Genomic DNA, 25,650 nt, shown 5'->3' on the forward strand with positions numbered 1-25,650 from the left:
CCAGAACCCGCTCGGCGGCTACATGGTTAATGGGCTTACCTCCAATAGAAATCGTCCCGCCCGTTGCTTCGTAATATTTTGCAATCAGGTTCAAAATGGTGGATTTGCCAGAACCAGAGTCTCCGACAATGGCTGTGAGTTTTTGATCCGGCACCGTAAAGGTAGCATGCTTTAGTACCGGCTCACCGGGTACATACGAAAAATCTACATTGTCAAAGATGATTTCATGGGTGATTGTGTGAAGCGGCTCCATACTGCCTGTTTCCTCCGGCTCATTCATTACACCCAAGATTTTGTTCTTCGAAATCATCAGGTTTTTATAACTGGTGAGGTCTACAAAAATCGAGTTGGCCAGCTTTGCACAGAACAAGGGCAGCATACAAATCAAAAGGTAGTCTACCGTGTTCAGCGTCCCCGCAGCCCAAGGTGTATAAGCCAGCCAGATAACCAGCGGACAGGATAGCCAGCTCAAGATGCCAAATCCTGTACCAATCGGCAGCACTTTTGCCTCGTATACAAAACTAATACGGCTAAACTCCCGCATGGCGTTAATAACGGTTTTGTTCTTCATACCGCCTACACCATAAGCACGGAAAGTCTGAATGCCAGAAACATATTCAACAATGCTGCTGACATTCTCCGCACAAATATCGTTCTTTTCTTTTCCGTATTTCTGCACCATGCGGAAAGAAAGCCACAAGCCGGGGATTAAAAGAAGGTCAGCAATCAACAGAATAATTCCAGCCGGGACATAAATCGTCATAACAAAAACGATCAACATGAACGACAAGGCAAAATTCTTTGCCAAATCTCCGACCTTATGAGTCAGAATTTTTTCATAGTTGTTTACATCGCTTGTGATGGTGTTGATATAATCGCCGGTCTGTCCCTGCGTAAACCGGGACAGTGGGATGCGCTTCAAATGGTCACCCATAAAAAGCCGAATATTCTTGCTGACCTCTGCACCGCCAATCTGCGCTTTGGTATAACCATAGCTGTAAATCAGGATACGGAGAAGAAAAATCACTGCAATGATACCAGTCAGAGTCAGAACTCGGTTCATATCAAATTGACTCGACCACAAAAACTGCATAACAGAGTAAAGCAGCATAAACAGGCTGCCGGAGAGAATTCCTTCCAGAACGGTTCCGCCGACACCAATATAGAAATTGCGGTTCTTTTTCAATACATCATGCTCATTCATGCTGCTCACCGCCCTCCAACTGATAAGTGATATTCCGGGCTGTTTCGTAGTCATCCCACGCTTTTCGATAGTAGGCGTTGTTCTTCCGAACTTCCTCATGGGTACCAACGCTGGTAATTGTATGGTTTTCCACCACAGCCACCCGGTTGCACATTTTCAAAGCACTCAAACGATGTGCTACTACAATAACTGTTTTGCCTTTGCATAGATTTTGAATGGCTTTATCAATCTCCATCTGATTTTCCGGGTCAGAGGCACTTGTGGCCTCGTCCAAAATCAAGATGGGTGCATTTTTCAGAATTGCGCGGGCAATCGCAATCCGCTGCTTTTCTCCGCCGGAAAAGCGGGAGCCGAAACTGCCCACTTTTGTGTCATATCCATCCGGCAGGGACATGATAAAGTCATCAATCTGTGCCTCTTTTGCAGCAGCCCGCACTTCTTCCAGAGTAGCGTTACTACCCATGCGGATATTTTCCAGCACACTGTCACGGGTGAGGAAAGTCTTTTGAAACACGATGGCTATATTTTTCAGAATGGTATCGTAGTCAAGTTCCTCGACATTTTTGCCGCCAATCAGCACTTCGCCTTCCTGCACATCGTAGAACCGGGAAATAAGTTCAATCACAGTGCTTTTACCGGCACCAGATCGGCCCACAAGAGCCATGCGCTCACCATCATGGATTTTGAGGTTGACACCATGCAGTACATCGGTTTTACCGTCATAAGAAAATCGTACATTCCGAAGTTCAATATCATGTTTTTGGGGGAAGTCTGTTCCACCCTCATAAATCGGAATATCCAGTATTTCTTTGGTTTTGGTAATCGCGTTCAGTACATTTGCAAAGTTTGTTCCCAATTCCTGCAAAGGTCGAATTTCCGTTAAATACATAGAGCCGACATACACAAACAACAGAAGCGCACTGGCTGTCAGCGAACCTTTCAGGAAAAACATCCCGCCTATCGGAACCATCAGCAGCATTCCACATTCAATGATAACGACAAATGCGGCATATGGAGGCCCCATACGCCGGGAAGTCTCATTCCACATGGCGTTTTCCTCTTGGATTGCGTCAGACAATTTTCGGAACGACTTACTCCCCATGTTATAGGCTTTAATCAGTTTCATTCCGCTGATGTATTCAATCATAACGGAGTTCAGTGCAGTAATGGATTGGTTGGCTCGTTCCATCAGGTCATCTGTATTGCGGAACATTATCCCCATTACTACCACGGCCAGAACCAGAGGGATAAGGGAAATCAACGCCAATGGAACATTAACGGTCATCAAATAAATAAAGATGACTACCGGTCCAACCAGATAGCACACAAGGTCGGGAAGATTATGCGCCAGAAAGAGCTCCAGCTTTTCAATATCTTCATTCAGAACCGTTTTAATATCCCCTGTGCGCCGTTCATTTAGGGCACCCAAAGGCGCTCTGGCCATGTGTTCCGCCACCATACAGCGCACTTTGAACAGTGCGCCATACGCGCCTTTATGGGCAGCCACGCCGGAACATCCGAACAGTACAAAACGCAGGGTGACAGCAGCGGCAATCATTGCCACAGTCTGCACCACAAGTTCTTTTGTGCAGGCATTGTTGAATGTGGCATCCATCAACCTGTAAATCCCAATGTATGGGACAATAATACACAGCCCGCTGCACATGGACAGCAGGATTGCCAGAAACAACCAAAATTTCTGTTCTCCGGCCCAATGGAGCAGCAATGCCATACTGTTTTCTTTTTTCTGCTTCATAGACTACCTCTCCTTTCCATCTGAAACAGAGAAAAGCTCTCTCAATTTCGGGAGGGCCTCCATTGTAACTGATACGTCATCGGGCATTTCGCCTTCGTCAAAATGCAAGACACGAGAACAGGTACGGCAGACAAACTCAAAATCATGGGTGACAATGAAAATGACTTTTCCCATATCGGATAATCGCCGGATCAGTCCCGCCACCTGCGTCATACTGTCAAAGTCAAGACCGCTGGTCGGTTCATCAAATACAAGCAAGTCTTTCCCACAAATCATGCTGACAGCTACTGCTACTCGTTGCTTTTGACCGCCGGAAAGCGTGTTTGGATGGCGCTCCCGGTATGGGGTAAGGCCCAATTCCTCCAAAGTTGCATTTACCAGTGTTTGATCTGGATTGCGTATACCAAAGGAACATTCTGCTTCTACGCTGTCAGCGAAAAGCTCATAGTTCACATCCTGCATGACCATATAAGAGCGTTGCAGCCTTTCCTTACGCTCAATCGGCTTGCTTTCCCACAAAAATTGTCCATCGCAGTCTTTGTGAAGCCCACAGAGAGCGCGAGAAAATGTAGTCTTTCCGGCTCCATTGTGGCCGACCACGCCAATCACTTCGCCCTTTCCTGCGGATAGGACAATGTCATGCAAAATGGTTTGTTTCTTGTAACGGAGCGTCACATTCCGCAGTTCCAATACAGGGGTAAGCGCAGGCAAGTGGGCTTTTGGCGGGAATACCGCCTGTAGATCAACAGCCCGCAGCCCCATGTGTTCACGCTCATGTTCCGATAGCTGCCGAAATTCTTCCGGGGTATAAATCCCTTTGATTTCTCCTTTTTCCAGATAAACGACTCGGTCGGCCAGTTCCATCAGGTAGTACAGCCGGTGTTCTGCTATCAAAACCGTTTTGCCCTGCTTTTTTATCAGCCGCAAATGCTCTCTCAACTCCTGAATGGAAGTCATATCCAAATTGGAGGACGGTTCATCCAGCAAATAAATCTGTGGGTTCATGGCATAAACAGAAGCGAAGGCGATTTTCTGCTTTTCACCGCCGGACAGTTCAAAAATATTCCTGTTCCGCAGCTTTTGAATACGCAGATCGTCGGCTGTCTGTTCCACTCGCTCTATCAGCTCCTGTGGAGGACGAGCCTCGTTCTCAATGCCAAAGGCAATCTCGCTGTCTGTGTCCACATTGAAAAACTGTGTCCGTGGATTTTGGAAAACGGAGCCGACCTTAGCGGCAATCTGATACATGGGGATATTGCTGATTTCCTGACCATCTACCAGAACACGACCATGAATATCTCCCTGATAAAACTGAGGGATCAGTCCATTCACCAGCCTTGTGATCGTTGTTTTTCCGCACCCGCTGCGGCCACAGAACAGGACACATTCTCCGTCCGAAATTTTCAAATTGATGTCATGCAGCCCGCCATGTTCCTGTCCTGTATAGGAAAACGATACATTTTCAAACTCAATCAACCGATCACACCTCCCCGCACACATAATTCAAAAATCAGATAAGCTACGGCAACGGCCATGACGCCCCAGTCGGCAGCTCCGCATTTTATCTGGACAAGGCAGGTGCGTGGATTGGGATTTTCAATTCCACGGGTGACAGAAGCAACAGAAAGATCATCTGCTGCTTTTGAAGCTGCCATCAACAAAGGCACATAAATACACTCAACTGTCATGCCCGGATGTGCTAAAAAGCTCGCCAGAGAAGGTGAAACATCTCTCATCCGCATAGCGTCCTTGATATAGCGCCAGTCCTCTTGAATAGTTGGAATGTACCGTAGCATAACTGCCATAGGAATTACTAACTTTTTGGGTGCGTGGAGACGGTTCATAGCAGACAGGAACTCATTGACTTTTGTAGTAGTCAGAACAATCCCGGCCAAGGTTCCACACGCATAGACCTTATGAAACAATCCTAAAAAGGCAATAAACATTGTCCGCAGCGTGCCTGTCATTTCTGCCATGATCCAAACTGTCAGGGCACAGATGACCGCATAAAAGCATACAGCCTTAATGACATATTTCCACTTTCCAAAGAAAGCCCCCAATACCGCAATCAGCATAACAAGGACAAATTGATATGCAAGTGAAGGAGCAAACATGGACGATAAAACACACATAAGGATAAGAAAGAGCTTGGCCCGTGGGTCGAGCCAAAGACCTTTCTTGTGGCGTTTACCGCTCATGCTGTAATACCTGCTTTCTCAAACTGCTTTTTCAGCATTTTGCAGCCTACAAAAGCGCTGATCGCAGATGTAATGATAACAGCAGCAAACATGGCAATCAGGATGCCGGTATTTGCAGTTGCCTGCATGGTGTCGATGTAACTCTGCTCAGTTCCGTTTCCCAGCATGGTCTGCGCCCAGCCGTTGGGGTCAACAAAGAACACGATATATGAACCAGTGCCACCGAGGGAGAACAGGATATAAGACAGGCTGTTGAGTTTTTTGCTTTTGTACTGTCCTGCGCCAGCAACAAAGTCCGCGACAATCGCCATGATCAGGTAGCCCAATGCAAAAGCCCAGTGCATACCAGTCACGAACCAAATAATACCCATGATAACGCCCATTATAGAAAGGCTCCAACGCTTATGTACTTTTGCAATCAGCAAAAGATAAATGGGGCCAGCAAGCAGCCCACCTCCTGCCGGCATGAAAAAAGTAAGCACGGGATTCGTTGCAAAAAAGACACCGCCCACCAATACAAAAACAAATAACAGTGCGGTAAAAATGCCAGTTGTTACAAGGTCTTTCACAGTCAGACCTTTGTTCAGAGAATTTACTTGATTACTCATTTTGAGCCTCCTACCTTTCGTTGTCTTGACGCGACAAGCGGTTTGTGATATTCTTCGATTAGATGCTGCTAACCGTTATCTAATACGGTACACTTGTGACGAACAGCATTCAATAGGTTTCGGCGATGTTCGTCCGTTCCTTTCAAAGGTTCGTCCAATCGTTGTAAAAAAGGAGGCGGTCTACTTTCATGTCTGAAATCATCGATCAGCTTTATGCGCCCCTGCTTGCGGAACACGGTTTTATCCGTGACTCGGATAACCAGCAATACGGGGCATTGGGTATCTGCTGGAAACTTTCTCCCGAAGTCGGAGAAGGTACCTACTGGACTTATGGACAGAAAGACCTATACGATATTAAAATTCACAATTTTTCTTTCCACAAGGATTTCATGCTGGAATGTTCTTTGCCAGAATGTTTGAGTATTACGCAGTATGATTCTATCTCCGGGGAAGAGTTATCGCCATACCGCAGACTGTCTGCCGGCTGCATCAAAACGTTTATCGGAGGCTATGCGCCATACAAGGCTTTGATACATAAGAACATTCCAATCCGTTCGGTTGGAATCGAGATTGCACCCGCATATTATGAAGATTATCTGAAGAAACTGTACCCTGAGGCACAGATCAATCCGATTGACGCCTTCCGCAAAATCGACCAAACATCAGATTTTCCTGCGATGTCACGGTTGCTTACGGAGATTAAGGACTATCGCGGAGAAGGGATTGCCGCAAAACTTTTTTATGAGGGAAAAGTCGCAGAAGCAGTTTCAATGGTAGTGGAATATCAGAAGAAGCATCCTGATAAACCAGTTCATAAGCTCTCGCAGCAGGATATAGAAAGTATCCAGACGGTCGCTTCATACCTTAGTGACCATTATGCTTTTGACATTCCTCTTGAAAGGCTGACGCAGATTGCCTGCATGGGGACAACGAAACTGAAAAGCTGTTTTAAGAAATACCACGACTGCACCATCACAGAGTATATTCAGCAGCGGCGCATGAGCCAAGCAGAATATCTGCTGGCATACACAGAGCTGACAGTCGGACAAGTTGCCCAAACAGTGGGGTATTCCACTTCAAGCCGATTTGCAGAATTGTTCCGCAAAAGCACTGGATTGTTGCCATTAGAGTATAGAAAAATCGCGCAACGAAAGTAGAATGAGAGCCAGAATAAACTCTGGCGCGCGCGTCTGATTTTCAAGTGGAACTATAAAGTGTAAGCTGAATGGATTTTGCATCATTTCGCCAATCATCCATGAACTATAAAATGTATATGGGTGATGCAGAATGGCGAAAATCGAGGACTGTCCCGGCTTTGAAACGTTCGGAGCGGATGTCAAGGCAGCACGAAAAGCAAAACAGCTTTCCCGCAGTGCGCTGGCTGACATGATACATTGTGACAGTCGGTATCTTGCGAATATCGAGAACGAAGGCACGCTGCCCAGCCTGCCGGTGGTGATTCAGCTGATAAAAATATGCGGCCTGCCCGTGGAGCGGTACTTCAACCCGGAACTCATGCGGGAAGAAAGTGTGGAGCGTCAGAGGGTCAGCCACAAGCTGCAGCTTTGCCCGGAAGAATACTTACCTATCGTAGAAGGTGCCATTGATGGTGCTCTGCGGATTCATCAACAGTAAAAAGAAAACTGTGTGTCTAAACGGTCACGCATGGTCATTGAGAGGATGCAAAAAGCGTCCTCTTATTTTTTTGCATTTTGCGAGCAGAACGGGGGTGTTGTGGTGTCATAGTAGTGGGGAAAGGTAACGTAGCAAGCATAGGGAGTGTAGCCACTCCCGGCAGAAATGCTTGCTGGGGAGTACCCCAGACCCCCAAGAAACGAGGTGAAACTATGACGAACCGAACCCGAAAAATTGTTCTGCGTGTTCCCGTGACGCCGGAGGAACGGGAACTTATCCGGCAGAAGATGGCTCTGCTGCATACCCGGAACTTTTCTGCATACGCCCGGAAGATGCTGATAGACGGTTATGTTGTCCACATCGACACCACCGACATCCGGGCGCAAACCGCCGAACTGCAAAAGATTGGTGTCAACGTCAATCAGATCGCGCGGCGGCTGAACAGTATGGGGCCGCTGTATGCACAAGATGTTGCGGACATCAAAGGAGCGCTGGCGCAGATATGGCAGTTACAAAGATACATCCTATCAAGTCAACGCTGAAAAAGGCACTGGACTATATCGAGAATCAGGTCAAGACGGATGAAAAAATGCTGGTATCCTCCTTTGCCTGCTCCTACGAAACCGCCGACATCGAATTTGAACTGCTGCTGTCACAGGCCATGCAGAAAGGCAACAATCTGGCCCACCACTTGATACAGTCTTTTGCGCCGGGCGAAACCACGCCGGAGCAGGCCCACGAGATTGGCCGACAGCTTGCAGATGAAGTCCTGCAAGGCAAATACCCCTATGTGCTGACAACGCACATTGACAAGGGGCACGTCCACAACCACATCATTTTCTGTGCTGTGGACATGGTGAACCAGCGGAAGTATGTTTCCAACCGGCGGAGCTATGCTTATATCCGGCGCACCAGTGACCGACTTTGCAAGGAACACGGCCTGTCCGTGGTGATGCCCGGTCAAGACCGGGGCAAGAGCTATGCCGAGTGGGACGCGCACCGCAAGGGCACAAGCTGGAAGGCGAAGCTGAAAGCTGTCATAGATACCACCATCCCGCAGGCCAAGGATTTTGACGATTTTCTGCGGCTCCTGCAGGAGCAAAGCTATGAGATCAAGAGGGGCAAGTATGTGTCGTTCCGTGCGCCCGGACAGGAACGGTTCACCCGCTGCAAAACGCTGGGCGAAGCCTACACCGAGGAAGCTATCACCGAGCGCATCAAAGGGCGGTTTGCGGAGCGGAAGCCCAAAGAAAACCGCAAAATTTCGCTGTGGATTGATTTGGAGAACAGCATCAAGGCCCAGCAGTCTGCAGGGTATGAGAAGTGGGCAAAACTCCACAATCTGAAACAGGCTGCCCGGACGTTGAACTTCCTGACCGAGCATGAAATCGAAAGCTACCCGGATTTGGAAAGCCGGGTGGCCGAGATCACCGCCGCCAGCACCGAAGCTGCCGCCGCATTGAAAGCAGCAGAGCGCCGACTTGCAGAAATGGCCGTGCTGATAAAGGATGTCACCACCTGTAAGGAACTGCACCCACTGTTGCAGGAGTATCAGCGGGCTGTTGACAAAAAGCAGTTCCGACGTAAGCATGAAGGAACCTTGATTCTCTATGAAGCAGCGGCGAAAGCTCTAAAAGAGCAGGGCTTTCAAAAGCTGCCCGACCTCTATGCCCTGAAAAACGAGTATAAGCAACTGGCCGAGCAGAAAGACCAGTTGCAGCGGCAGTACAATGATGCCAAACGCCAGATGCAGGAGTATGGCATCATAAAGCAGAATGTGGACGGCATTCTGCGGACAGCACCGGGAAAGGAGCAGATGCAGGAACGGTAAATCTGCACAAAATATTGTTCGGATTTTTGAATCCCAAACGCTTAGACCGGGTGGCGTTTCCGCCCGAAATCATGTAAAATAGACTTAGACAACGAAAGCGAGGAACCCTCTATGGCAGAAGCGAACGATAACAGCTCTATCCAGCTTTTTGAAGATCAGAAAATCCGCACTGCATGGGATGCAGAAAAGGAAGAATGGTATTTTTCGATTACAGATGTTATTGCAGTTTTGACTGACCAAACTACTGCGCGCGGTGCAAGTAACTATTGGGCAAAGCTCAAACAGCGTCTAAAAGAAGAAGGCGCAGATGAACTGCTGACAAATTGTCAGCAGTTGAAAATGACGGCAACAGATGGAAAAAAGCGTAAAACTGATGTTGCCAACACTGAACAACTCCTGCGCATTATACAGTCCATCCCGTCCCCGAAAGCTGAACCGTTCAAGGCATGGCTGGCAATGGTGGGCAAGGAACGCATCGAGGAAACCATCGACCCGGAGCAGGCCATCGACCGCGCGCTTGATACCTATTTGAAAAAAGGCTACTCCGAAGAATGGATTCATCAGCGGCTTTTGGCAATCCGCATCCGAAACGAACTGACGGATGAATGGAAGAAGCGTGGAGTGCAAAAGGGCAAGGAGTATGCTATCCTGACCGATGAAATCTCCCGCGCATGGTCTGGCATGACCACAGGGCAGTACAAGCGGCTGAAAGGGCTGACGAAAGAAAATCTCCGGGACAACATGACTGATTTGGAACTTGTGCTGACCATGCTGGCCGAAGCCTCCACCACGGATATTTCCAAGACTGCAAAGCCGCAGACCTTTGAAGAAAACAAGCAGGTTGCCAAACGTGGCGGCAAAGTGGCTGGCATTGCGCGGCAGGCTCTTGAAGCGGAAACCGGCAAACCCGTTATCACGGAAAAGAATGCGGTTGACTTCCAGCAGCTTGTAACTGACATTGTAGCAGATGCCGCCGAACTGCCAGAGGAAAAGGATAGTAAGAAGTGAAATTACCAAATCAGGGGGATATATGAGTTGTGCATACTGTGGAGAACGATCAGATTATACTAAAGAGCATATTATTTCTAGTAGCGTACTGGATTTATTTCCAGAATGTTTTGCAACCATAGATAATGCGAGAGGAAAAGCGTATGCATCAGACCCTGTTGTGAAAGATGTATGTTCAGTGTGTAACAATCAAAAACTTTCATATATTGACAATTATGCACGGGAGTTTATTGAACAGTATTTTGTTGTAGATTATAGTGAAGATGCAATATTGGATTTTCAATACAACTATGTTTTGCTTCAAAAGGTACTATTAAAATATGCCTTTAATGATTTGCGTTCGCATCATGGAGACACATCGTTTTTCACAAAAGATGTCCGGGAGTTTTTATTAAATGAAACTCTTGCTACACCGCTTTCAAATGTATCTATTTTGGCAGGGCTGGCTGTAAACACATCACCTGTTCCAGATTACTTCTTTGGAAATCTAAAACTACAATGGGCAGAAAAGCCTGTCTTTCTATCAAATAGTATGGTTGAATTTATCAATTATTCAACTGGAAAAATCTTTCCAAGAAAAGAAATGGAAATCGAATCCATGGAGGGGCTACTCCTATCGTATGTATTTCGATTTAACAGTGGACAATTTATCTTGTTATGTTGGGACGAAAGCAATCCAAAGACAAAAGATTCTCAAACGATTGCACGACTACAATATCCATATACGTTGTTACCAGAGAATGAAGGTCATGCCAAGATTGAACGATGCACAAGCGAAATAACTTATCACCGTATAGGTTTGATTGATGTTAAATGGGGACAGGGAATCATGGATGAAATCACTACTATGCGGAGACTGGCAAACCCCAGACAGCGAATGTGGTTCTTAGAAACGACAAAAAAATGGAAAGAGGAAGAAAAACAATTAGCTAAAGAACACCCTCGAAAATAAAAACAGCCGGACACAGCAGCCACAGGGCCACCGTGTCCGGCTATTTCTGTGTTGACAACGACACATTACTTTGATTAAAAATAATGTGCGGTTGTCGAGCTAGCGGTATTATTCACCCGTAAAATCAAACCGCTGTCCGTCAAAGTCAACATCGGTCATTTGCTCCAATTGTGCAATGGTGCCGTTTGCCAGCCGCCGCATTTCTGTGTCCATATCCGGCAGGGCGGCCAGCATCCGTGCCATCGTGCGGCGGCGGTCAGAGGTGTGGTACATACAGATCAAATTTTCTTCTTCCACGCTAAAATTCATGTGTCAGACCTCCATTTCGTGTTGCTTGCTGCGGGCCGCTGCCTTTTTCGGGCTGGCGGCCTGTTTTGTTTCGGAAAGCTGCTTGCGGACGGAAGTGCGGGGCTTGCAGATGCCCTTGTCCCGGTTTTCGTTTTTGTCAATCAGCGCGTAGATGCCAAAACGGTCTTTTACGCTGGACAGATGTAAAGATTTATACGGTAGCATGGCAAGCAGCTGGTTCGTGTCCCGGCTGGATGCCAGCTTGGTGAAATAGGGCGATACCTCTACCATGAAATGATTCTTGTCCGGGCTGTTGGGAGCAGCCAGACGCTTCATATCGGCTACGATACGCTGTGCCTCGGCCTCGATCAGCCCGGTGTGCAATGCCGCAAGGTGTTCTTTGAAATCACCGGGCTGTGCAGATTCCCGACTGCGCTGCTCCTGCCGGATGGCCGTTTGCAGAAGTTCCGGGTCACGGGTCTGCATTTCATGCCGCACGAACTCCCCGAAATATTTATCCGGGCGGCTGTCGAAATGCTCTTTCGGGCCAATCTCCCGCATCCCGCTTTCGTAGATCAGGCGATTGGCACCCACAAGCAGAGCGGCATCCCGGATATGCTGGAAATGCTGCTGATAGTCCAGTTCATACAGATTGCCTTGCACAGTTCCGTTGGCCGCGCCGGTCAACTCCACCGCATAGGCAAGGATCCTGTCGCAGGTCTGCTCGCCGCAGAATTTCCATGTGTTGTAGGCTTGCGTGTCTTTGAGCAGCACGTCCCGTTCCCGGAAGCAGAATGTTCCAGAGGGCCGGGACAGCCACAACAGCAGCTTATCTTCCGGCTGGTCGCTGCGGGCGGCCTCCCGCAGCATCTTGATGTCATAGGCAAAATCGCTCTGATAGTATGCGGTGTTCTGGTGCATAATGGCTTCCAGCGCAGCGATCAAGTCCATATTTTCAAACTTCTGCACGGTTTACACCTCCAATTCTTTTGTCTTTTCCCGTGGCGGTGTTTGCTTGCTCTGCTCTTTTTTTGCGGCATCCAGCTGTGCCCGGATGGATGGCTTTTTCGGCTTGGCTGTGCGGGACTTCTTGGCTTTCGGTGCCTTTTCCTCGGCCTTGACTGCGGCGGCAAGGTCCGTCAGAGAAATTTGTTCTCCGGCCTTTGCTTTGGCTTCCAACTCACCTAAAGAGGGCGCATTGTTCAGCACACCGTCAATCATGTTTTCGTTCTGTTCGGTGGAAAGCTCTGCGGTGCGCAGCGGATTTTCCCTCAAGAACTCCGGCACCTGCTGGAAGCCCACACTGTCGCAGTAGTGGGCGGTGTCCTGCCCATTCTGGTGCAGCACCACCACATCCGAAACAGACAGCGAGTGTCCCTTGAAATCTGCCGGATAGTCCACATTGAATGTGCGGTAGATGTCCTCCAACGTGGTGCCAGCAGTCAGCGGCGCGGCGTATACTTCCGTATAGCTGGCCTTATCCACGGTCAAACCGGCAGCCTGCAGGCGGTCGTAAGGCTCAAAACGATAATCACGGGTGGAATCCTCATTGCGCAGCTGGTAGATGGAAAAGCTGTCCTGCTGCGGTGCCTCAAAACCTGCCGCCGCGTATTCCTCCACGGTCATTCCAGCAGCGGCCGCTTCCTGCGCGATCTCGGCCTGTACCTGCGCCTCGTAGTCCTGCAAGCTCTGGTCAAAGTCGGCCAGCTTGGGCGGTTCCGGCAAGTCATACCGGCCTTGGTTGAGCATCGAGCGGCAGTCCTGCACATAGGCCACAACCGCAGTGTAATAGGAAGTCTGTTCCGGCAAAATATTCTGTCCTTCCCGCAAAGCGGTGGTGGCCGTCTGCTCCATAGCCGAAAGATTGCAGTGCTGTTTGAGGTACGGAATAAACTCGGTCAGCACCATTTCCCGCTCTGCCTTGTCCTGCTCCCACGCTTCCGGGCCTTTGTTGTGCAGAACAAAATTCTTCCAGTTTTCATCTTTGGCGTAGTATTCGTGGTAGTTCTGGATGTGCTGAACCAAAGAGCCCTCTCCGTCACCGAAATCCTGCCGCCCCTCGTAGTTGTCGGGCTGACCGTTCAGGGTAAAATCAATGCGGAACGCGGTCTTGTCGTACCAGCCACCCTCGTAACCATCCTTTTCCCGGTCTGTGTGCTGGGCGGTGTCCAGTTCTTCAAAAACGCGGTTTGCCACAGACAGCGGCATGATTTCGCCGTCCTGCAGCTTGTCGCTTTCACTCCACAGAATCGTGACCGTAGGCTCTGCGGATAAATCTGTCGCAGCGGCTTTTTCTGCTTCCGGGGCAGAAAGTTCATTTGCTTTTTCCGCCGCCTCTTGGAACGCCGCCAGCTTATCGCCCAACAGAACTTCCGCCACCGCGGCTGTCTGCCCCAGCAGATTAAGTGCTTCCTGCCCGGCATCCGGCAGGGTCAGACCGGGCGCGTCCAGCTGCCCACCGTCCAGAGCCGTGTGGTCCGGGCCATACAGAGTGTAGTCATAGCCAGAATCGCAGGTCTGGATGAACAGCGTATTGCCATTATCCAGTGCAAATGCGGCCTCCTGTGCAGCGGAAAGGTCTGCTTCCCGCTGCTGGCGAAGTTCTGCCAGATGTTCGTCCAGCGCGGAGATCAGCTCATGGGCCGCGCTGCGGATAATTTCCAGAGAGGCTTTCAGTTCGGCCAGTTCCCGGCCAGAACTCCACCCGGCCACATAGCCAAAGGAATATTCGGATGTGTCCAGCCCATAGTGCTGGCAGACGGCATAGGCCACACTTTCGGCCTGTACCTCGCGGGTGCGGCTGTCCGGGCGGTTGGTCTGTTCCGGGGCGTTCGGGTCGATGGCGTGCAGCTTGGCATGGGCAATCTCGTGGATGGCCGTTTTGATGGTTTGCAGCTGGCTCATGCCCTCCTGAATTGCAATGCGGTTGTCGAGCAGATGAAAGTAACCGTGCGCCCCGCCCTCTATGTCCTCAAACCCGATGGGCACCGGGGAAGCTTGCTCCAACGCTTTGAAAAAATCTTGATAGTCCTGCACGCTGCCGGACAGTTCATTCACCGCGATAGAGGGCAGCGGTTCGCCCTCGGTCTGGCTGACATCGAACACGGAAACCACCTTAAAGGCCGGAATCTGCACCGTTTTCTCCTCAGTCAACGGCTTTCCATCCTTATCCAGAATCGGCTTGCCCTGTTCGTCCAGCTTTTCCATCTTCTGCTTGACCTTGTAGGGCGCAGGGGCCAGAATTTTGATGCCTTTTTCGCCTTTCTTTACGGTGCGGTGGAACGTGTCTTTCCACTTGTTGAAACCCGCCACCAGCTGTCCGCCCTGCATGGCGATCAGCAAGGTGTTGTTGAAGCTGTAATTGTGAAACTTCGCCATCGTGGTGAGGTAGGCTTTGTAGCGGTCGCTGTCGAACAACTGCTGAATCCCTGTTTCCAGCCGGTCCGTAATTTCTTTCATGCGTTCCGCGCTGTCCTTTCCGTTCAGGATAATGGGAATAACTTTCTGCTCCATGATGTAAACTCCTTTATTTTGCTATCCTACAGATAGAGAGAGCCGGTTATGGCAAAATGAATGCTTCACCTTACCATAACCGGCCCTCGTATTTTTGCCTTACTCTTTGCGCTCTACCCGGTAATTGACGTACTTGCCTCCCGTATCTGCTAGAAGCACCGTTGCATCATAGGTTTTGCCTGTCTTTTCGGAATAGAGGCCCTTTACCTTTGCCTTACCGTTTTTGAGCAGAGCAGCGGCGATCTTCGGCGTGAACGCCTTTTTGCGCTGCTCAAAGAAGCGGTCATTCTTCCACATCACGAACTGACAGCTACGGTTCCCGCAGTAGAAGTTTTTCTTGCCCTCGTAGACGTTTTCACCACACCGGGGACACTTGCCGATGATAACCCGTTCCGACTGGAACAGGTTTTGTTTGTCCGCGCTGATGCAGGAGTAGGTCTTGATCAGCTGACGCACCTGCGCTTCAATTTCGGCCATGAACTCGTCCGGGTCTGCATTGCCCTTGGCAATCTCGGTCAGACGGCTTTCCCATTCAGCAGTCAGAGCGGGAGAGGTCAGGCTTTCCGGCAGAACCACCGCCAGATTGATGCCGTCCTTGGTGGGGACAAGCTGCTTGCCCTTGCGCTGCACAAAGCCCATTTGCACCAGTTTTTCCAGAATCGCGGCACGGGTGGCCGGAGTGCCCAGCCCCTTGCGTTCTGCGTTTTCCGGCATATCCTCGGCCCCGGCCCGCTCCATTGCTGACAGGAGCGTATCTTCGGTGTAGGCTTTCGGCGGGGACGTGAAATGTTCTGAAATGTCAGCCACCACAGAAAAACTTTGCCCCTCGGCCAGTTCCGGCAGGGTGTTCAGCACTTCTTCCTCGGTATCTGCTTTCAGGGTGGAGCGGAACCTCTGGTCGATCTCTTTCCAACCGGGGACAAGCACCGTCTTTCCCTTGGCGGTGAACTCGTTCCCGGCGCAGGAGAACACAGCAGTCACAGTTTCGTACTCATGGGGCGCGGCTATCGCGCAGAGCAGTTTGGAGCAGACAAGGTTCATCAGCTTGCATTCACTCTCGGCAAGACCAGTGAAACCCTGCTTTACAAATTCGGACGTGGGGATGATGGCGTGGTGGTCCGATACCTTTTTGCTGTTCAGAATCCGGCCCACTTCCGGGGTCAAGTCAAGCCCTTGGGCAAAGGGCAGCAGCCCCAGTAGGTCAGACACAAGATGTTGTGCTGTCCGGCCCATGTCCTCGGCCAGATATTGGCTGTCTGTGCGGGGATAGGTCAGCAGTTTCTTTTCGTAAAGCTGCTGGGCGTAGTCAAGGGTCTGCTTTGCCGTGAAACCGAACAGACGGTTTGCCTCCCGCTGCAAAGTGGTCAGGTCATAGAGTTTGGGCGGCTGTTCTGTCTTTTTCTCCCGCTTGACAGAAGTACAGACGGCAGTTGTACCCGTGCATTTTTCTTTGAGAGAATTTGCGATTTCTGCAACCGCAATGCGCCCGCTGTACGCTTTCAGGCTGCCGGACTGAATGCCGACTGTATAATACTTTTCTTTCTGGAAGCGCAGGATTTTTGCATCCCGGTCCACCAGCATTTTCAGTGTCGGGGTCTGCACCCGGCCCACCGTCAGGGTCTTGTGATACAGCACCGAAAACAGCCGTGTTGCATTGATACCCACCAGCCAATCCGCCTTTGCACGGCAGAGGGCCGACTGGTATAGCGCATCGTAGTCCGAATCCGGGCGCAGGTTTGCGAAGCCCTCCCGGATAGCAGCATCCTCCATGCTGGAAATCCAGAGCCGCTTCACAGGTTTCGTGCAGCCGGCCATTTGGTAGACGAAACGGAAAATCAGTTCTCCCTCCCGGCCTGCGTCGGTCGCGGCGGTCACGCTGTCCACGTCCGGGCGGTTGAGCAGGGCGCGGACGATTTCAAACTGCTGTTTCTTTTCGTCCGGGACAATGAACTGCCACGACTGGGGCTGGATGGGCAAATCCTCATACCGCCATTTACAGTATTTTTCATCGTACTGGCCCGCTTCCGCAAAGGACACCAGATGCCCGATGCACCAGCTGACCAGATACCCGCCGCCCTGCCAGTAGCCGTTTTGCTTTTCAGTGGCTCCGATCACGGCGGCAATGCTGCGGGCCACACTGGGCTTTTCGGCAATCACCAGCTGAAAGTTCATGTTTCGTTCTCCTGTCCATCCTCCGAATGAATCTCGATTTCAGCCGGTTCCTCGTCTGCATCTTCGTCCTCGCCAAAATCGTATTCGTCCAGATCATCGTGCCCGGTGGTATCGGCCTTGGGCTTGCGGAACTTGAAATAATAGAGGGCCGCACCACCGCCAGCCAGAGCCAGCACCAGTAGGATCATCAGACTGCCCATGTTGGACTTCGGCTTTTCCTGCGGCGTTTCGGTGTCAGTTTTCACCGCTTCCGGGGCCATGCAGTTGCGCAGGCTCTTTTCACACAAGGGGCAGTTTTCATTGACATCCCCGGCCTCACATTTCACGGTGCAGGTGCAGACTTCGGTTTCCTGCGGTTCTTCATCCAGCAGAGCCAGCAAGTCGGCATCATCCACTTGGTTCAGGAAGTGGACAGAGGTTTCTTTGTCCTCGTTGGCTCGGTCAATGAGAATGTAAAAATAATTCCCGGCTTTAGTGGTCACAGTGATAAGCTGCTTGTCGCCGTAAAAATCATCCACCAGTGTTGCGTTGCCCTTGGGCGTGATGGGCACGCCCTCCGGCTCCATGCCGCCCGTGGTGGGTTCTTCTTCGATAATCTCCGGCAGAGGTTCCGGGGCAGGGTCAGTACCGCTTGCGAAAGCGGGCATGGAAAAGGAGCAGAGGCAGAGCAGGATAGCCAGCAGTCCGGCAGCGAAGCGGTTCCAGTTGTCAGGTTTCATCGGCGGCATCCTCCTGTTTGTGGTACGGGGTGACGGTGGGTGCCGCGTTCAGCGCACCGCTGCGCAGGAAGGCTGCAAACTCGTCCGGCGTCATGTTCATGCTGCGCACCAGCTGAATGATTTGAAGATTTTCCTGTTCGGTCTTTGCAGCTTCCAGTTCTTTCAACTGCTGCTGGTATTCGGAGATTTTTTCTTTGAGCCGTTCAATGTCGCGCTCAATGCGGGAAAGTCTTTTTGCCATACAAAATCCTTTCTGGCGTCACGGTAAACGCCCATAGCTGTAAAAATGTTCCTGCCAATATTTTGAGTTGAGATTTGTGTAAGAGATGGGGTCGCCGCAGTGCAGCATGATGGAATTGCCCACATAGATGCCGCAATGGCTCACGCCGGGGGTATCGTAGGTTCCCTTGAAAAACACAAGGTCGCCCGGTTTGACCTGCGCTGTCGAAACAGGAGTACAGAGGTTGTAAAGGACCTGTGCGGTCTGGCGTCCCACGTTCCAGCCGGAATGATTCAGCACCCACGAAATGTAGCCGCTGCAATCAAAGCTGGTGCTGGGCGAACTGCCGCCCCACACATACGGGTAGCCGATGTACTTCGTGGCTTCCTCCATCATGGCGGCAAACCTATCATCCTTTAGTGCTTCCGGGAGAATATCGTAGTAGGTGGGCTGTTTGATGGTGGACGCATTGGGGTATTGCGCTTTGCCAAACAAATCCGGCCGGTTGCCCAGCGTGCGCATATAGAGCGAATAGGCACTAAGCTGTTCTTCGGTCAGTACTTCCACGGGTAGGTGGGATAAATCCTTGTTCTTCAGCTTGACCGTGCAGATGTAGTATTCATACGGTTCTTGGTAGGTGATAACTTGCGGCACGCCATATGGGCCAATAATGACCATCATTTTTGTACGGTAACGTATCTGCATGGTCACGGTCTCGGTCAGGATGTACTGCTTTGCAAAGAGCATTTCAAGTTCGCCCTGCACCTCGGCCAATGTAAAAACGCCATCATGGAGCGCGGACAAAATGGAGATCAGCACATAGGGGTCATGCTCGATTTCGTCCAGATAAAAATGGTATTCATCGTAGTTGTGGGTGGCCTCGTAGGTGTCGAGATACCGTTGCAGTTTTTGTTCCAGCTTGGCGTAGGCTTTCTCTGCACCCAGCATATCCTTGTCCTTGGAAAAATAAGAGGATGCCGTCACGCCGGTTCCAGCGGTGCCCGCCATCACGGTGCAGGACTGCAAACCCGTTATCAAGAGCAGAGCCAGCAGACCGAACACCGCCACGATCAGAATGGTTTTCCAGTTCTGGGCCGCAAATTCGGCTACCCGTTCGCCGCCATCGGCTGCCAGTTTTGTTACCCGGAAACCGTTCTCTGCGGTGGCGGCTGCACCCTGCGCGGCGGCTTGGCCGGCCTGCCGTGCAGCTTTGGCATACTGCTGTTTGATACGCCGTTTCTGCCACATCCGGGAAATGGGGTTGCTGGCCGCCTGTGCAATTTGCGGATTGTCCCGCAAGGATTTCTGGTAAAAGTATTCTGCATTGGCAGACATGAGCTGACGCTCTGCCTTTTCCACAGCCTTGTAGGGCTTCATCTTGTGGTGTCGGATGCCGCTGCGGATGGCCTTGGCCGTCTGCCGCTCCACCAGTTCTTCTCCCTTGTGGCCGCCCTCTACACCCACATTTTCGTGTTCGACCTCGTGGATTTTTCCGTGAGCAAACAGCAATGCTTCCGACAGCGGCCGACTGGCCGGGTTTGGTTTCAGGCTGGGTGGGCCTTTGTCCTGCTGCTCAAACCGCAGGGTGGATTTTGCCTTGCCGCTGGCTGCATCGTAAACTTTTTCCTTGACCGGGACACGCTTCTTCGGCAGAGCAGCGCGGGCCGCATCCAGTTTGTCAGCCTTTGCTTCCGCTTTTTGAATAAACGGCTGCAACGCCGGGTCTGCCCGTTCTTCCTCGGTCAATTCCAAACGGGCAGCGGAACGGTGCAGACCATCTTCACTTTCAGCGGTGGCCGCTGTTTCTGCTGCCTTTTTCGCTTTCTTTTTATTTTTATGCCCGTCCTTGATGTCCTCGGCCCGTTCCAGAATTTTTTCGGCCTTGCCCTCAGCATCCGTGGAGTAGTCCTGTTCCGCTTCCCGACTGGAAACATTCTCTACAGTGCTGTCCGCTTGATTTTCCACCGCCAGACCGTCACGGGTCATGGTCTGGGTGACTTTGGCTTTTGCCTGCAATTCTTTCAAGGTTCTTCACCTCCCATCGGACAGCGGCCCGTTTCAATGTCCGCAATGTATTTGAGAATCGGGAACACCTGCGGCGGCGAAACTGCATTGCCCAGTGTTTTCATCCGCTTGCTGCGGTTCGGCACCTCTTCGGTCAGGCGCGGGATGTCGGCGGGTTCTTCGGCCCAAAGGGAATGTCCGTCCATTTGCGCGGGAAACCCATCAGCCACTCTACCCAGTCCGGGTTGAGGTAGGGCCTTTCCAGCGTGGTGGGGGTCATGCGGTAGACCACATGAGAGAGCCGCGCCGTCCATGCTTTGCCATCCTTGTTCATCTTGCGATAGCTGCCGTTCGCAGAGATTTGGATGTCCAACCCCTTGCCCACATCCCCGGTGTCGCTGGCAAGGGGTGTGGGAAGCAGCGGAGCCGATGATGAATACCCGTTTCCGTTCGTGCCACGCGCCAACGGCAGCAGCAGGTAATACGAAAACCCGAACATCGTAACCTGCCTGCTCCAAGTCAATGAGCGTTTTGTCGAGCCCCATACGGAGGAAGCCAGCAACATTTTCTCCAAGCACCCAACGGGGCTGCAATTCCCGGATGACCCGCAGCATTTCGGGCCACAGGTAGCGTTCATCGTGGAAGCCGCGCTGCCGCCCTGCGGTTGAGAACGGCTGGCACGGGAAGCCACCTGAAATGAGGGTGACGGTGTGAAGTCCTGTTTTTTCAAAGAAAGCCTCCTTTGTTACAGTGGTGATGTCCTGAAAACGGGGCACTTCCGGCCAGTGGCTTGCCAGCACAGCGGCGGGAAATGCCGCCCACTCGCATTGACAGACAGAGGTAAACCCCGCTGCTTCCGCGGCAAGGTCGATGCCGCCGATGCCGGAAAACAAGCTGAAATGTGTTAAGCTCATAGCTCCACCACCTCGCTGAGCCGGGTGGTCATGATCTTATAGAGCTGGGTGTTTTTCGGAATGGGGTTGGAAAACGGCAGCACCACATTTTCAAAAATCAGCAGTCCTTCGCCCGGTTCGGAATTGTCGATGTACTTCTGCTGGTCTGCGGAGAGGTTCAGCCGTTCCGAAAGGATTTTGCGGTCGCCGGATGCCTGATTCAGCAGCGTGATAAAGTCGCTGTTTTCCAGAATGTTTTCAATCTCCGGGGAAGAAAGAAGATCCTTCACATTCTGGGTGGCGCCTGTGGGCACGCCGCCCCATTTGCGGAAGCGCTTCCAAATCTCGGCACTGTACGCGGCGGTCTGTTCCTCTTTCAGCAAAAGGTGGAACTCGTCTGCAAAATACCATGTGGCCCGGCCTTGGCTGCGGTTCTGGGTGACGCGGCCCCATATCTGGTCTTGGATAATGAGCATCCCCAATTTTTTTAACTGTTTTCCTAACTCTTTGATGTCAAAGGCCACAAGCCGGTTGTGGATGTCCACATTCGTTTTGTGATTAAACACATTCAGCGAGCCGGACACATACAAGTCCAATGCCTGCGCTACCCGGTCCGCTTCCGGCAAGTGTTGGTCGAGCAGGGCTTGGTGGAGGTCAGACAAAATCGGCATATTCTCCGGGCAGGGATTCGCCAGATAGGGACGATAGATAGCTTTCACGGCACGGTCTATCACGGTGCGTTCAATCGCTTCCAGACCTGTTTTGCCGCCCATGACCAGCTCACAGAACGACAGCACAAAATCCGATTTTAGGGCCAAAGGACTATCATCCTCGGAGTAGTTGAGGTTGATGTCCAGCGGATTTACATAGTCCTTGCTGGTGGGCGAAAGTTTGATGACCTGCCCATGCAGCCGCTTGACCAGCGGATAATACTCGGCCTCTGGGTCTGAAATAAAAATATCGTCAGCAGTCGTTAAAAACACACTGACGATTTCGGACTTGCAGCTCATGGATTTGCCGCTGCCGGGCGTGCCCAGCTTTAGGCCGTTGGGACACCGGGCCTGCTTGCGGTCCAGCATGATCATGTTGTGGGATTTTGCGTTGATGCCGTAGTACATGGCCGCACCGCTCTGGAAAAGCTCCTGCGTCACAAAGGGCACGAACACCGCCACGTTGGAGGTGGTAAGGCTGCGCTGAATCTTTATCTGGTTGATGCCCAGCGGCAGGCTGGACACAAGGCCCTGCTCCTGCTGGTAGTCCAGCCGGACAAGGGAACAGTTGTACTTCTGCGCCACACCCGCCGATTGGAACACATCGTTGCCCAGCTTTTGCTTGGTGTCGGCCACGTTCAGCACTAAAAAAGTCAGCATGAACAATCGCTCATTTCTTGTTTGCAGTTTGTTCAGCAGCTTTTTGGCATCCTCGCCGTAGGTGGCAAGGTCGCTGGGGAGTATATCCATGTCGTACCCGGAACGGACAGCCTTTTTCTGTTCCTGAATTTTCATAGCATCAAGGTCTGTGATTTTCCGTTTGATGGTTTTGATGGCCTCGGTCTGGTCGATGGCCTGCACATGGAGATTGACGAGAATCCCGCTTTCCGTTTTGAGGAAGTCGGCCAGCATTTCGTCCGAAAGTTCCGGCGCAAGGATTTGTAAAAAGCTCACGGCTCCATACTTGCCGCCCAAACCAAAGGTTTTGGCCGTACCGAAACAGAGGGAGGACGGGGCCACAAAATCCTTGGTAGACAGGCCGGAGGGTGCCAGCCAGTCCCAGTCAAAACGGAACGGTTCGCCGTCCGGGTGGAAGATGCCGTGCAGAACTTCCAAACGCTCCTGTCCGTCCATAACGTGTGCCACACAGCCCATGGTCTTGAAATAGCCCAGCAGGTCAAGGCCAATGCGCGTCAGACGGGCCCGCGCTGTTTTTAGACTGTCGGCCTCAATGGTAAACGTCAGATATTTGGTTTTGACAATGCCGTTGTTTCCGCTGGCAAGCTGCTTTTGCAGGATGGCGGTGTACTCGGCGCGGATGTCGTCAAAATCATCCCCTTGCGGTGCGATCTCAAAACTTTTTGCGTACTGCACCGGGTCAACCTTGCGATTGAGAAAAGACAGCTGCACATGAATGGAAGCATCCACATAGTTGTAGAGGTCGCACAGGTGTTCAAAGATGGCGGCTCTTGTTTCCGGCTGGGCCAGCTGATAACTGATGTCCTCAAAGGCAATGCACTTGGAGAATGTGCGTCGGTCAATGCGGCACACACCGTCCGGGTAGATGGCCTCATACGGGATGGTGGCCTGTGCCGTGCGGGGCTTGCCGTCGCCCTTGTACTTGCGGATAACGGTATCAATTTCTTTTTTCTGGGCGCGGGTGAGCTTTTTGGGCTTTTCGCTTTCGCGGGGTATCGTTTTTCTGGACAATGGCCTTTACCTCCTGTTCCATTTGGTATTGCCGCACAAGGGCGGCGTAAGCGTTGTTGGTCTGATAGGGCCTTTCCTTGGGACGGATAAAGCAGCACTGAATCATTTGCTGAATCACTACTTCAAGGGGCTGGCCGTGCCGCTCGAACAGAGCAAATAGCAGCCCCGGCAGCATGGCAAAAATCATCAGCAGGGCCGCTGCGCTGTTGGAAAGATAGTTCCGGGCCAAAAAATAAAGCGGCCCGCCCGTGAGGAGCGCGCCGCCGAAGCAGACCAGCTGCCGCTTGGTCAGCCCGAATAAGACTTTGGATTTTACATGGGTCAAATCTTTGGGAACGGTCACATACGCCATACGTTTTTCCTTTCTCGGCCTTAGTGGGCACCAAACACCGACTTGCTGATGCTGCCGGTCTTGAACAGACAGAAACAGAGTAGCACGGTGTAGCCCATGCAGCCCCAGATGGCCCCGGCAATGTCCGCTGCACCTGAAATGTTGCGTATCAGCACCGCATAGATGCCCACGACAATCATAATCAGGAACGCTTGGAAACCCAGTGCCAGCAAAGACTTCAAGTAGTTCTGCCCGGTGCTGCGCCACTCGCTGCTGCCCATGGTCGCCAGCGGGATAGGCCCCAGTGCGGTCACAACGTAAATCTCAATCATGCGGCCGTAGGTCACAAGGAAGATGCAGATGGACAGGATGTTCATGGTCAGGCCCACAACAAGGGTTTGGAACCACAGGCTGAGCAGACTGCCAATGGTCATGCTTTCCAGCTGAAATTCCAGTCCGGGTATCAGGCGGTCAAAGTGGATGGATGTTTCGCCAATGATCACGCCGGAGCTTTGGTTGACAACGCTCTGGGTGGCATCGAACACGCCCATGACGATGTTCCATGTGTTGCTGACTATGAGGATGGCAAAGGCAGACTTGAAAATCCAGCGGAAGAACATGGAGGTGTCGAAGTCGTGCATATTGTTCTTCTCGGTAATCATCTGGATAAGCTCGTGGCACATCACAAGGGCAAGGATGGCCGCCGCAATGGGCAGCACCACCGTTTCGGAAAGACTACGCAGCATATTGAAAATGCCGCTGTTCCACGCCTGCGGGGTAGAGCCGACATCCGAAGCGATTTCGCCCACCTTGGCGTTCACGTTATCGAACAGGCCGGAGAGGTTGCCCGTGATGCCATCTATCAAAATGCCTTTTATCCATTTCTCGATGATCTCACTAATCAAGCAAAGATACCTCCTTTCCCGCGCCCTCCCATGTGAGAGGGAGCGCGCGGAGTAGGATTTTAAGTATTCGTTGTTCGGAAAATTGTAGGTAGCGATGCAGGACTTAGCCCAGCAGCCCGGACAGCAGCGGGACAAGGGTCACGCCGATCAGGGCAACGCCGCCGCCCGCGACCAGCTGCTTCACGCCCTGGCTCTTGCTGCCGGGGTTATCCTGTCCATAGCCCTCCAACAGGTTGATGCCGCCCCAGACACACAGGGCACCGCCCAGACCGACCACAATCGTCTGCAAAGTATCAACTGCGCTGTTGAAAAATTCCATAAGGTCCTCACTTTCTGCCGCTTGTTCTGCGGCACTCAAAAATAAAATTATTCGGCTGCATTTTCATCCGACAGGTCGATTTCGTACAGGTCAAAACTTTCGTCCTGTGCGACTACCTGCTGCCGCTTCCGGCGCAGGGTGGATAAGAACCTGTCCACATCAAAGGTGTTTTTCTTGTCCGCGTCCGCAAGGTATTTGTAGTGCGGGTGCTTGGTGATGTCGAACTTCTCCGAGAAGAACGGCCTCACGCCCCGCAGCTGCAAAATACATTTGCCGCCGTCCATGATTGCAATTTCGTCCTCTGACATCAACGCCTTTCCTAATTTTTGATAGTTCAGTCCGTGGGAGGTTTGAGAGCCCCGGTTCTCGCTGGTGTTGAAACTGTCGATGGTCTCTTTCCCCAGCGCATCGGAGATCTCTTTGGCATTTTTGCCCCGCCCACTCAAAAAGAGAACAGAATCGCAGTTGTCCGAAATGATTTCGGCTGCATCTTTGTAGATGGCTTTCAACTGCGACTGGCTCTGCAAAATGATGGATGCCGAGATTTCCCGGCTGCGGATGGTGGCGATCAGCTTGTCGAAGTTGGGAATCTGCCCGATGTTGGCGAACTCGTCCAGAATCAGCCGCACATGGACAGGCAGCCGACCGCCGTATTTATCATCCGCACGGTCACA

The 25,650-nt window shown here is 51.5% G+C and carries 23 protein-coding genes and 1 pseudogene; 6 read left to right on the plus strand and 18 right to left on the minus strand.

Annotation, left to right across the window (positions count from 1 at the left end):
* From ACT8X9_RS07210 to ACT8X9_RS07230, 5 genes are all read right to left on the minus strand, one after another.
* Positions 1-1,204 (minus strand): ABC transporter transmembrane domain-containing protein (locus ACT8X9_RS07210; protein ID WP_444268556.1); only part of this gene is annotated, 1,204 nt, incomplete at its 3' end.
* Positions 1,197-2,960 (minus strand): ABC transporter ATP-binding protein, encoded by a 1,764-nt coding sequence (locus ACT8X9_RS07215; protein WP_444268557.1) that lies wholly within the window; start codon positions 2,958-2,960, stop codon positions 1,197-1,199. The genes ACT8X9_RS07215 and ACT8X9_RS07210, both read right to left, overlap by 8 nt.
* A gap of 3 nt (positions 2,961-2,963) precedes the next feature.
* A complete protein-coding gene (locus ACT8X9_RS07220) occupies positions 2,964-4,436 on the minus strand; it encodes an ABC transporter ATP-binding protein (protein WP_444268558.1) in 1,473 nt (490 codons plus the stop codon).
* Positions 4,433-5,158 carry an energy-coupling factor transporter transmembrane component T gene (locus tag ACT8X9_RS07225; protein ID WP_249241041.1) on the minus strand — a complete coding sequence of 242 codons (726 nt, stop codon included), beginning with the start codon at positions 5,156-5,158 and terminating at the stop codon, positions 4,433-4,435. The genes ACT8X9_RS07220 and ACT8X9_RS07225 overlap by 4 nt, the downstream gene beginning before the upstream one ends.
* Positions 5,155-5,766, minus strand: coding sequence for an MptD family putative ECF transporter S component (locus tag ACT8X9_RS07230; protein WP_444268559.1), 612 nt, complete (start codon positions 5,764-5,766; stop codon positions 5,155-5,157). The genes ACT8X9_RS07225 and ACT8X9_RS07230 overlap by 4 nt, the downstream gene beginning before the upstream one ends.
* A gap of 188 nt (positions 5,767-5,954) precedes the next feature.
* On the opposite strand from ACT8X9_RS07230, the gene ACT8X9_RS07235 reads away from it, so the two are divergent.
* The 6 genes from ACT8X9_RS07235 (at position 5,955) to ACT8X9_RS07260 (ending at position 11,192) form a co-directional block, all read left to right on the plus strand.
* On the plus strand, positions 5,955-6,923 hold the full coding sequence (locus ACT8X9_RS07235) for a helix-turn-helix transcriptional regulator (RefSeq protein ID WP_444268560.1): 969 nt from the start codon (positions 5,955-5,957) through the stop codon (positions 6,921-6,923).
* 130 nt (positions 6,924-7,053) lie between these two features.
* Positions 7,054-7,401 (plus strand): helix-turn-helix transcriptional regulator, encoded by a 348-nt coding sequence (locus ACT8X9_RS07240; protein ID WP_227613583.1) that lies wholly within the window; start codon positions 7,054-7,056, stop codon positions 7,399-7,401.
* 212 nt (positions 7,402-7,613) lie between these two features.
* Positions 7,614-7,943, plus strand: a complete 330-nt coding sequence (locus ACT8X9_RS07245; RefSeq protein WP_444268561.1) for a plasmid mobilization protein — start codon at positions 7,614-7,616, stop codon at positions 7,941-7,943.
* Complete coding sequence (locus ACT8X9_RS07250; protein WP_444268562.1) at positions 7,904-9,232, plus strand: relaxase/mobilization nuclease domain-containing protein; 1,329 nt, start codon at positions 7,904-7,906, stop codon at positions 9,230-9,232. The genes ACT8X9_RS07245 and ACT8X9_RS07250 overlap by 40 nt, the downstream gene beginning before the upstream one ends.
* 111 nt (positions 9,233-9,343) lie before the next feature.
* On the plus strand, positions 9,344-10,240 hold the full coding sequence (locus tag ACT8X9_RS07255) for a BRO-N domain-containing protein (RefSeq protein ID WP_444268563.1): 897 nt from the start codon (positions 9,344-9,346) through the stop codon (positions 10,238-10,240).
* A 22-nt stretch (positions 10,241-10,262) separates the two neighbouring features.
* Positions 10,263-11,192, plus strand: a complete 930-nt coding sequence (locus ACT8X9_RS07260) for a hypothetical protein (RefSeq protein WP_444268564.1) — start codon at positions 10,263-10,265, stop codon at positions 11,190-11,192.
* A 108-nt stretch (positions 11,193-11,300) separates the two neighbouring features.
* Here ACT8X9_RS07260 and ACT8X9_RS07265 read toward each other — a convergent pair whose 3' ends face one another.
* The 13 genes and pseudogenes from ACT8X9_RS07265 to ACT8X9_RS07325 all read right to left on the minus strand — a co-directional run.
* Positions 11,301-11,501 carry a transposon-transfer assisting family protein gene (locus tag ACT8X9_RS07265; RefSeq protein WP_444268565.1) on the minus strand — a complete coding sequence of 67 codons (201 nt, stop codon included), beginning with the start codon at positions 11,499-11,501 and terminating at the stop codon, positions 11,301-11,303.
* 3 nt (positions 11,502-11,504) lie between these two features.
* Positions 11,505-12,449, minus strand: coding sequence for a hypothetical protein (locus ACT8X9_RS07270; protein WP_444268566.1), 945 nt, complete (start codon positions 12,447-12,449; stop codon positions 11,505-11,507).
* 3 nt (positions 12,450-12,452) lie between these two features.
* Positions 12,453-14,987: pseudogene (locus ACT8X9_RS07275) on the minus strand (YodL domain-containing protein); the annotation flags it as partial.
* 105 nt (positions 14,988-15,092) lie between these two features.
* Entirely contained in the window at positions 15,093-17,165 is a 2,073-nt protein-coding gene (locus tag ACT8X9_RS07280; RefSeq protein WP_444268567.1) for a DNA topoisomerase 3, read from the minus strand.
* The gene (locus ACT8X9_RS07285) at positions 17,162-17,884 is read right to left on the minus strand and encodes a DUF4366 domain-containing protein (RefSeq protein WP_444268568.1); all 723 of its coding nucleotides are present in this window, start codon (positions 17,882-17,884) and stop codon (positions 17,162-17,164) included. Before ACT8X9_RS07285 ends, ACT8X9_RS07280 begins: the two co-directional genes overlap by 4 nt.
* Positions 17,874-18,125, minus strand: coding sequence for a DUF4315 family protein (locus tag ACT8X9_RS07290; protein WP_005922874.1), 252 nt, complete (start codon positions 18,123-18,125; stop codon positions 17,874-17,876). Before ACT8X9_RS07290 ends, ACT8X9_RS07285 begins: the two co-directional genes overlap by 11 nt.
* Before the next feature lie 18 nt (positions 18,126-18,143).
* A complete protein-coding gene (locus ACT8X9_RS07295) occupies positions 18,144-20,129 on the minus strand; it encodes a C40 family peptidase (RefSeq protein WP_444268569.1) in 1,986 nt (661 codons plus the stop codon).
* Positions 20,126-21,022, minus strand: coding sequence for a DNA cytosine methyltransferase (locus tag ACT8X9_RS07300; RefSeq protein WP_444268570.1), 897 nt, complete (start codon positions 21,020-21,022; stop codon positions 20,126-20,128). The genes ACT8X9_RS07295 and ACT8X9_RS07300 overlap by 4 nt, the downstream gene beginning before the upstream one ends.
* The gene (locus tag ACT8X9_RS07305) at positions 21,019-23,421 is read right to left on the minus strand and encodes a VirB4-like conjugal transfer ATPase, CD1110 family (RefSeq protein WP_444268571.1); all 2,403 of its coding nucleotides are present in this window, start codon (positions 23,419-23,421) and stop codon (positions 21,019-21,021) included. Before ACT8X9_RS07305 ends, ACT8X9_RS07300 begins: the two co-directional genes overlap by 4 nt.
* On the minus strand, positions 23,348-23,773 hold the full coding sequence (locus ACT8X9_RS07310) for a PrgI family protein (protein ID WP_227613574.1): 426 nt from the start codon (positions 23,771-23,773) through the stop codon (positions 23,348-23,350). The genes ACT8X9_RS07305 and ACT8X9_RS07310 overlap by 74 nt, the downstream gene beginning before the upstream one ends.
* A gap of 20 nt (positions 23,774-23,793) precedes the next feature.
* A complete protein-coding gene (locus ACT8X9_RS07315; RefSeq protein ID WP_005927770.1) occupies positions 23,794-24,657 on the minus strand; it encodes a VirB6/TrbL-like conjugal transfer protein, CD1112 family in 864 nt (287 codons plus the stop codon).
* A 103-nt stretch (positions 24,658-24,760) separates the two neighbouring features.
* On the minus strand, positions 24,761-24,976 hold the full coding sequence (locus ACT8X9_RS07320; RefSeq protein WP_005922889.1) for a Maff2 family mobile element protein: 216 nt from the start codon (positions 24,974-24,976) through the stop codon (positions 24,761-24,763).
* Positions 24,977-25,023: 47 nt separating this feature from the next.
* Positions 25,024-25,650: type IV secretory system conjugative DNA transfer family protein (locus ACT8X9_RS07325; RefSeq protein ID WP_444268572.1), on the minus strand; the 627-nt coding region annotated here is incomplete at its 5' end.

Origin of the sequence: Faecalibacterium sp. (genome assembly GCF_052358865.1) — a bacterium.
In the GTDB taxonomy this organism is placed as follows: Bacteria; Bacillota; Clostridia; order Oscillospirales; family Ruminococcaceae; genus Faecalibacterium; species Faecalibacterium butyricigenerans.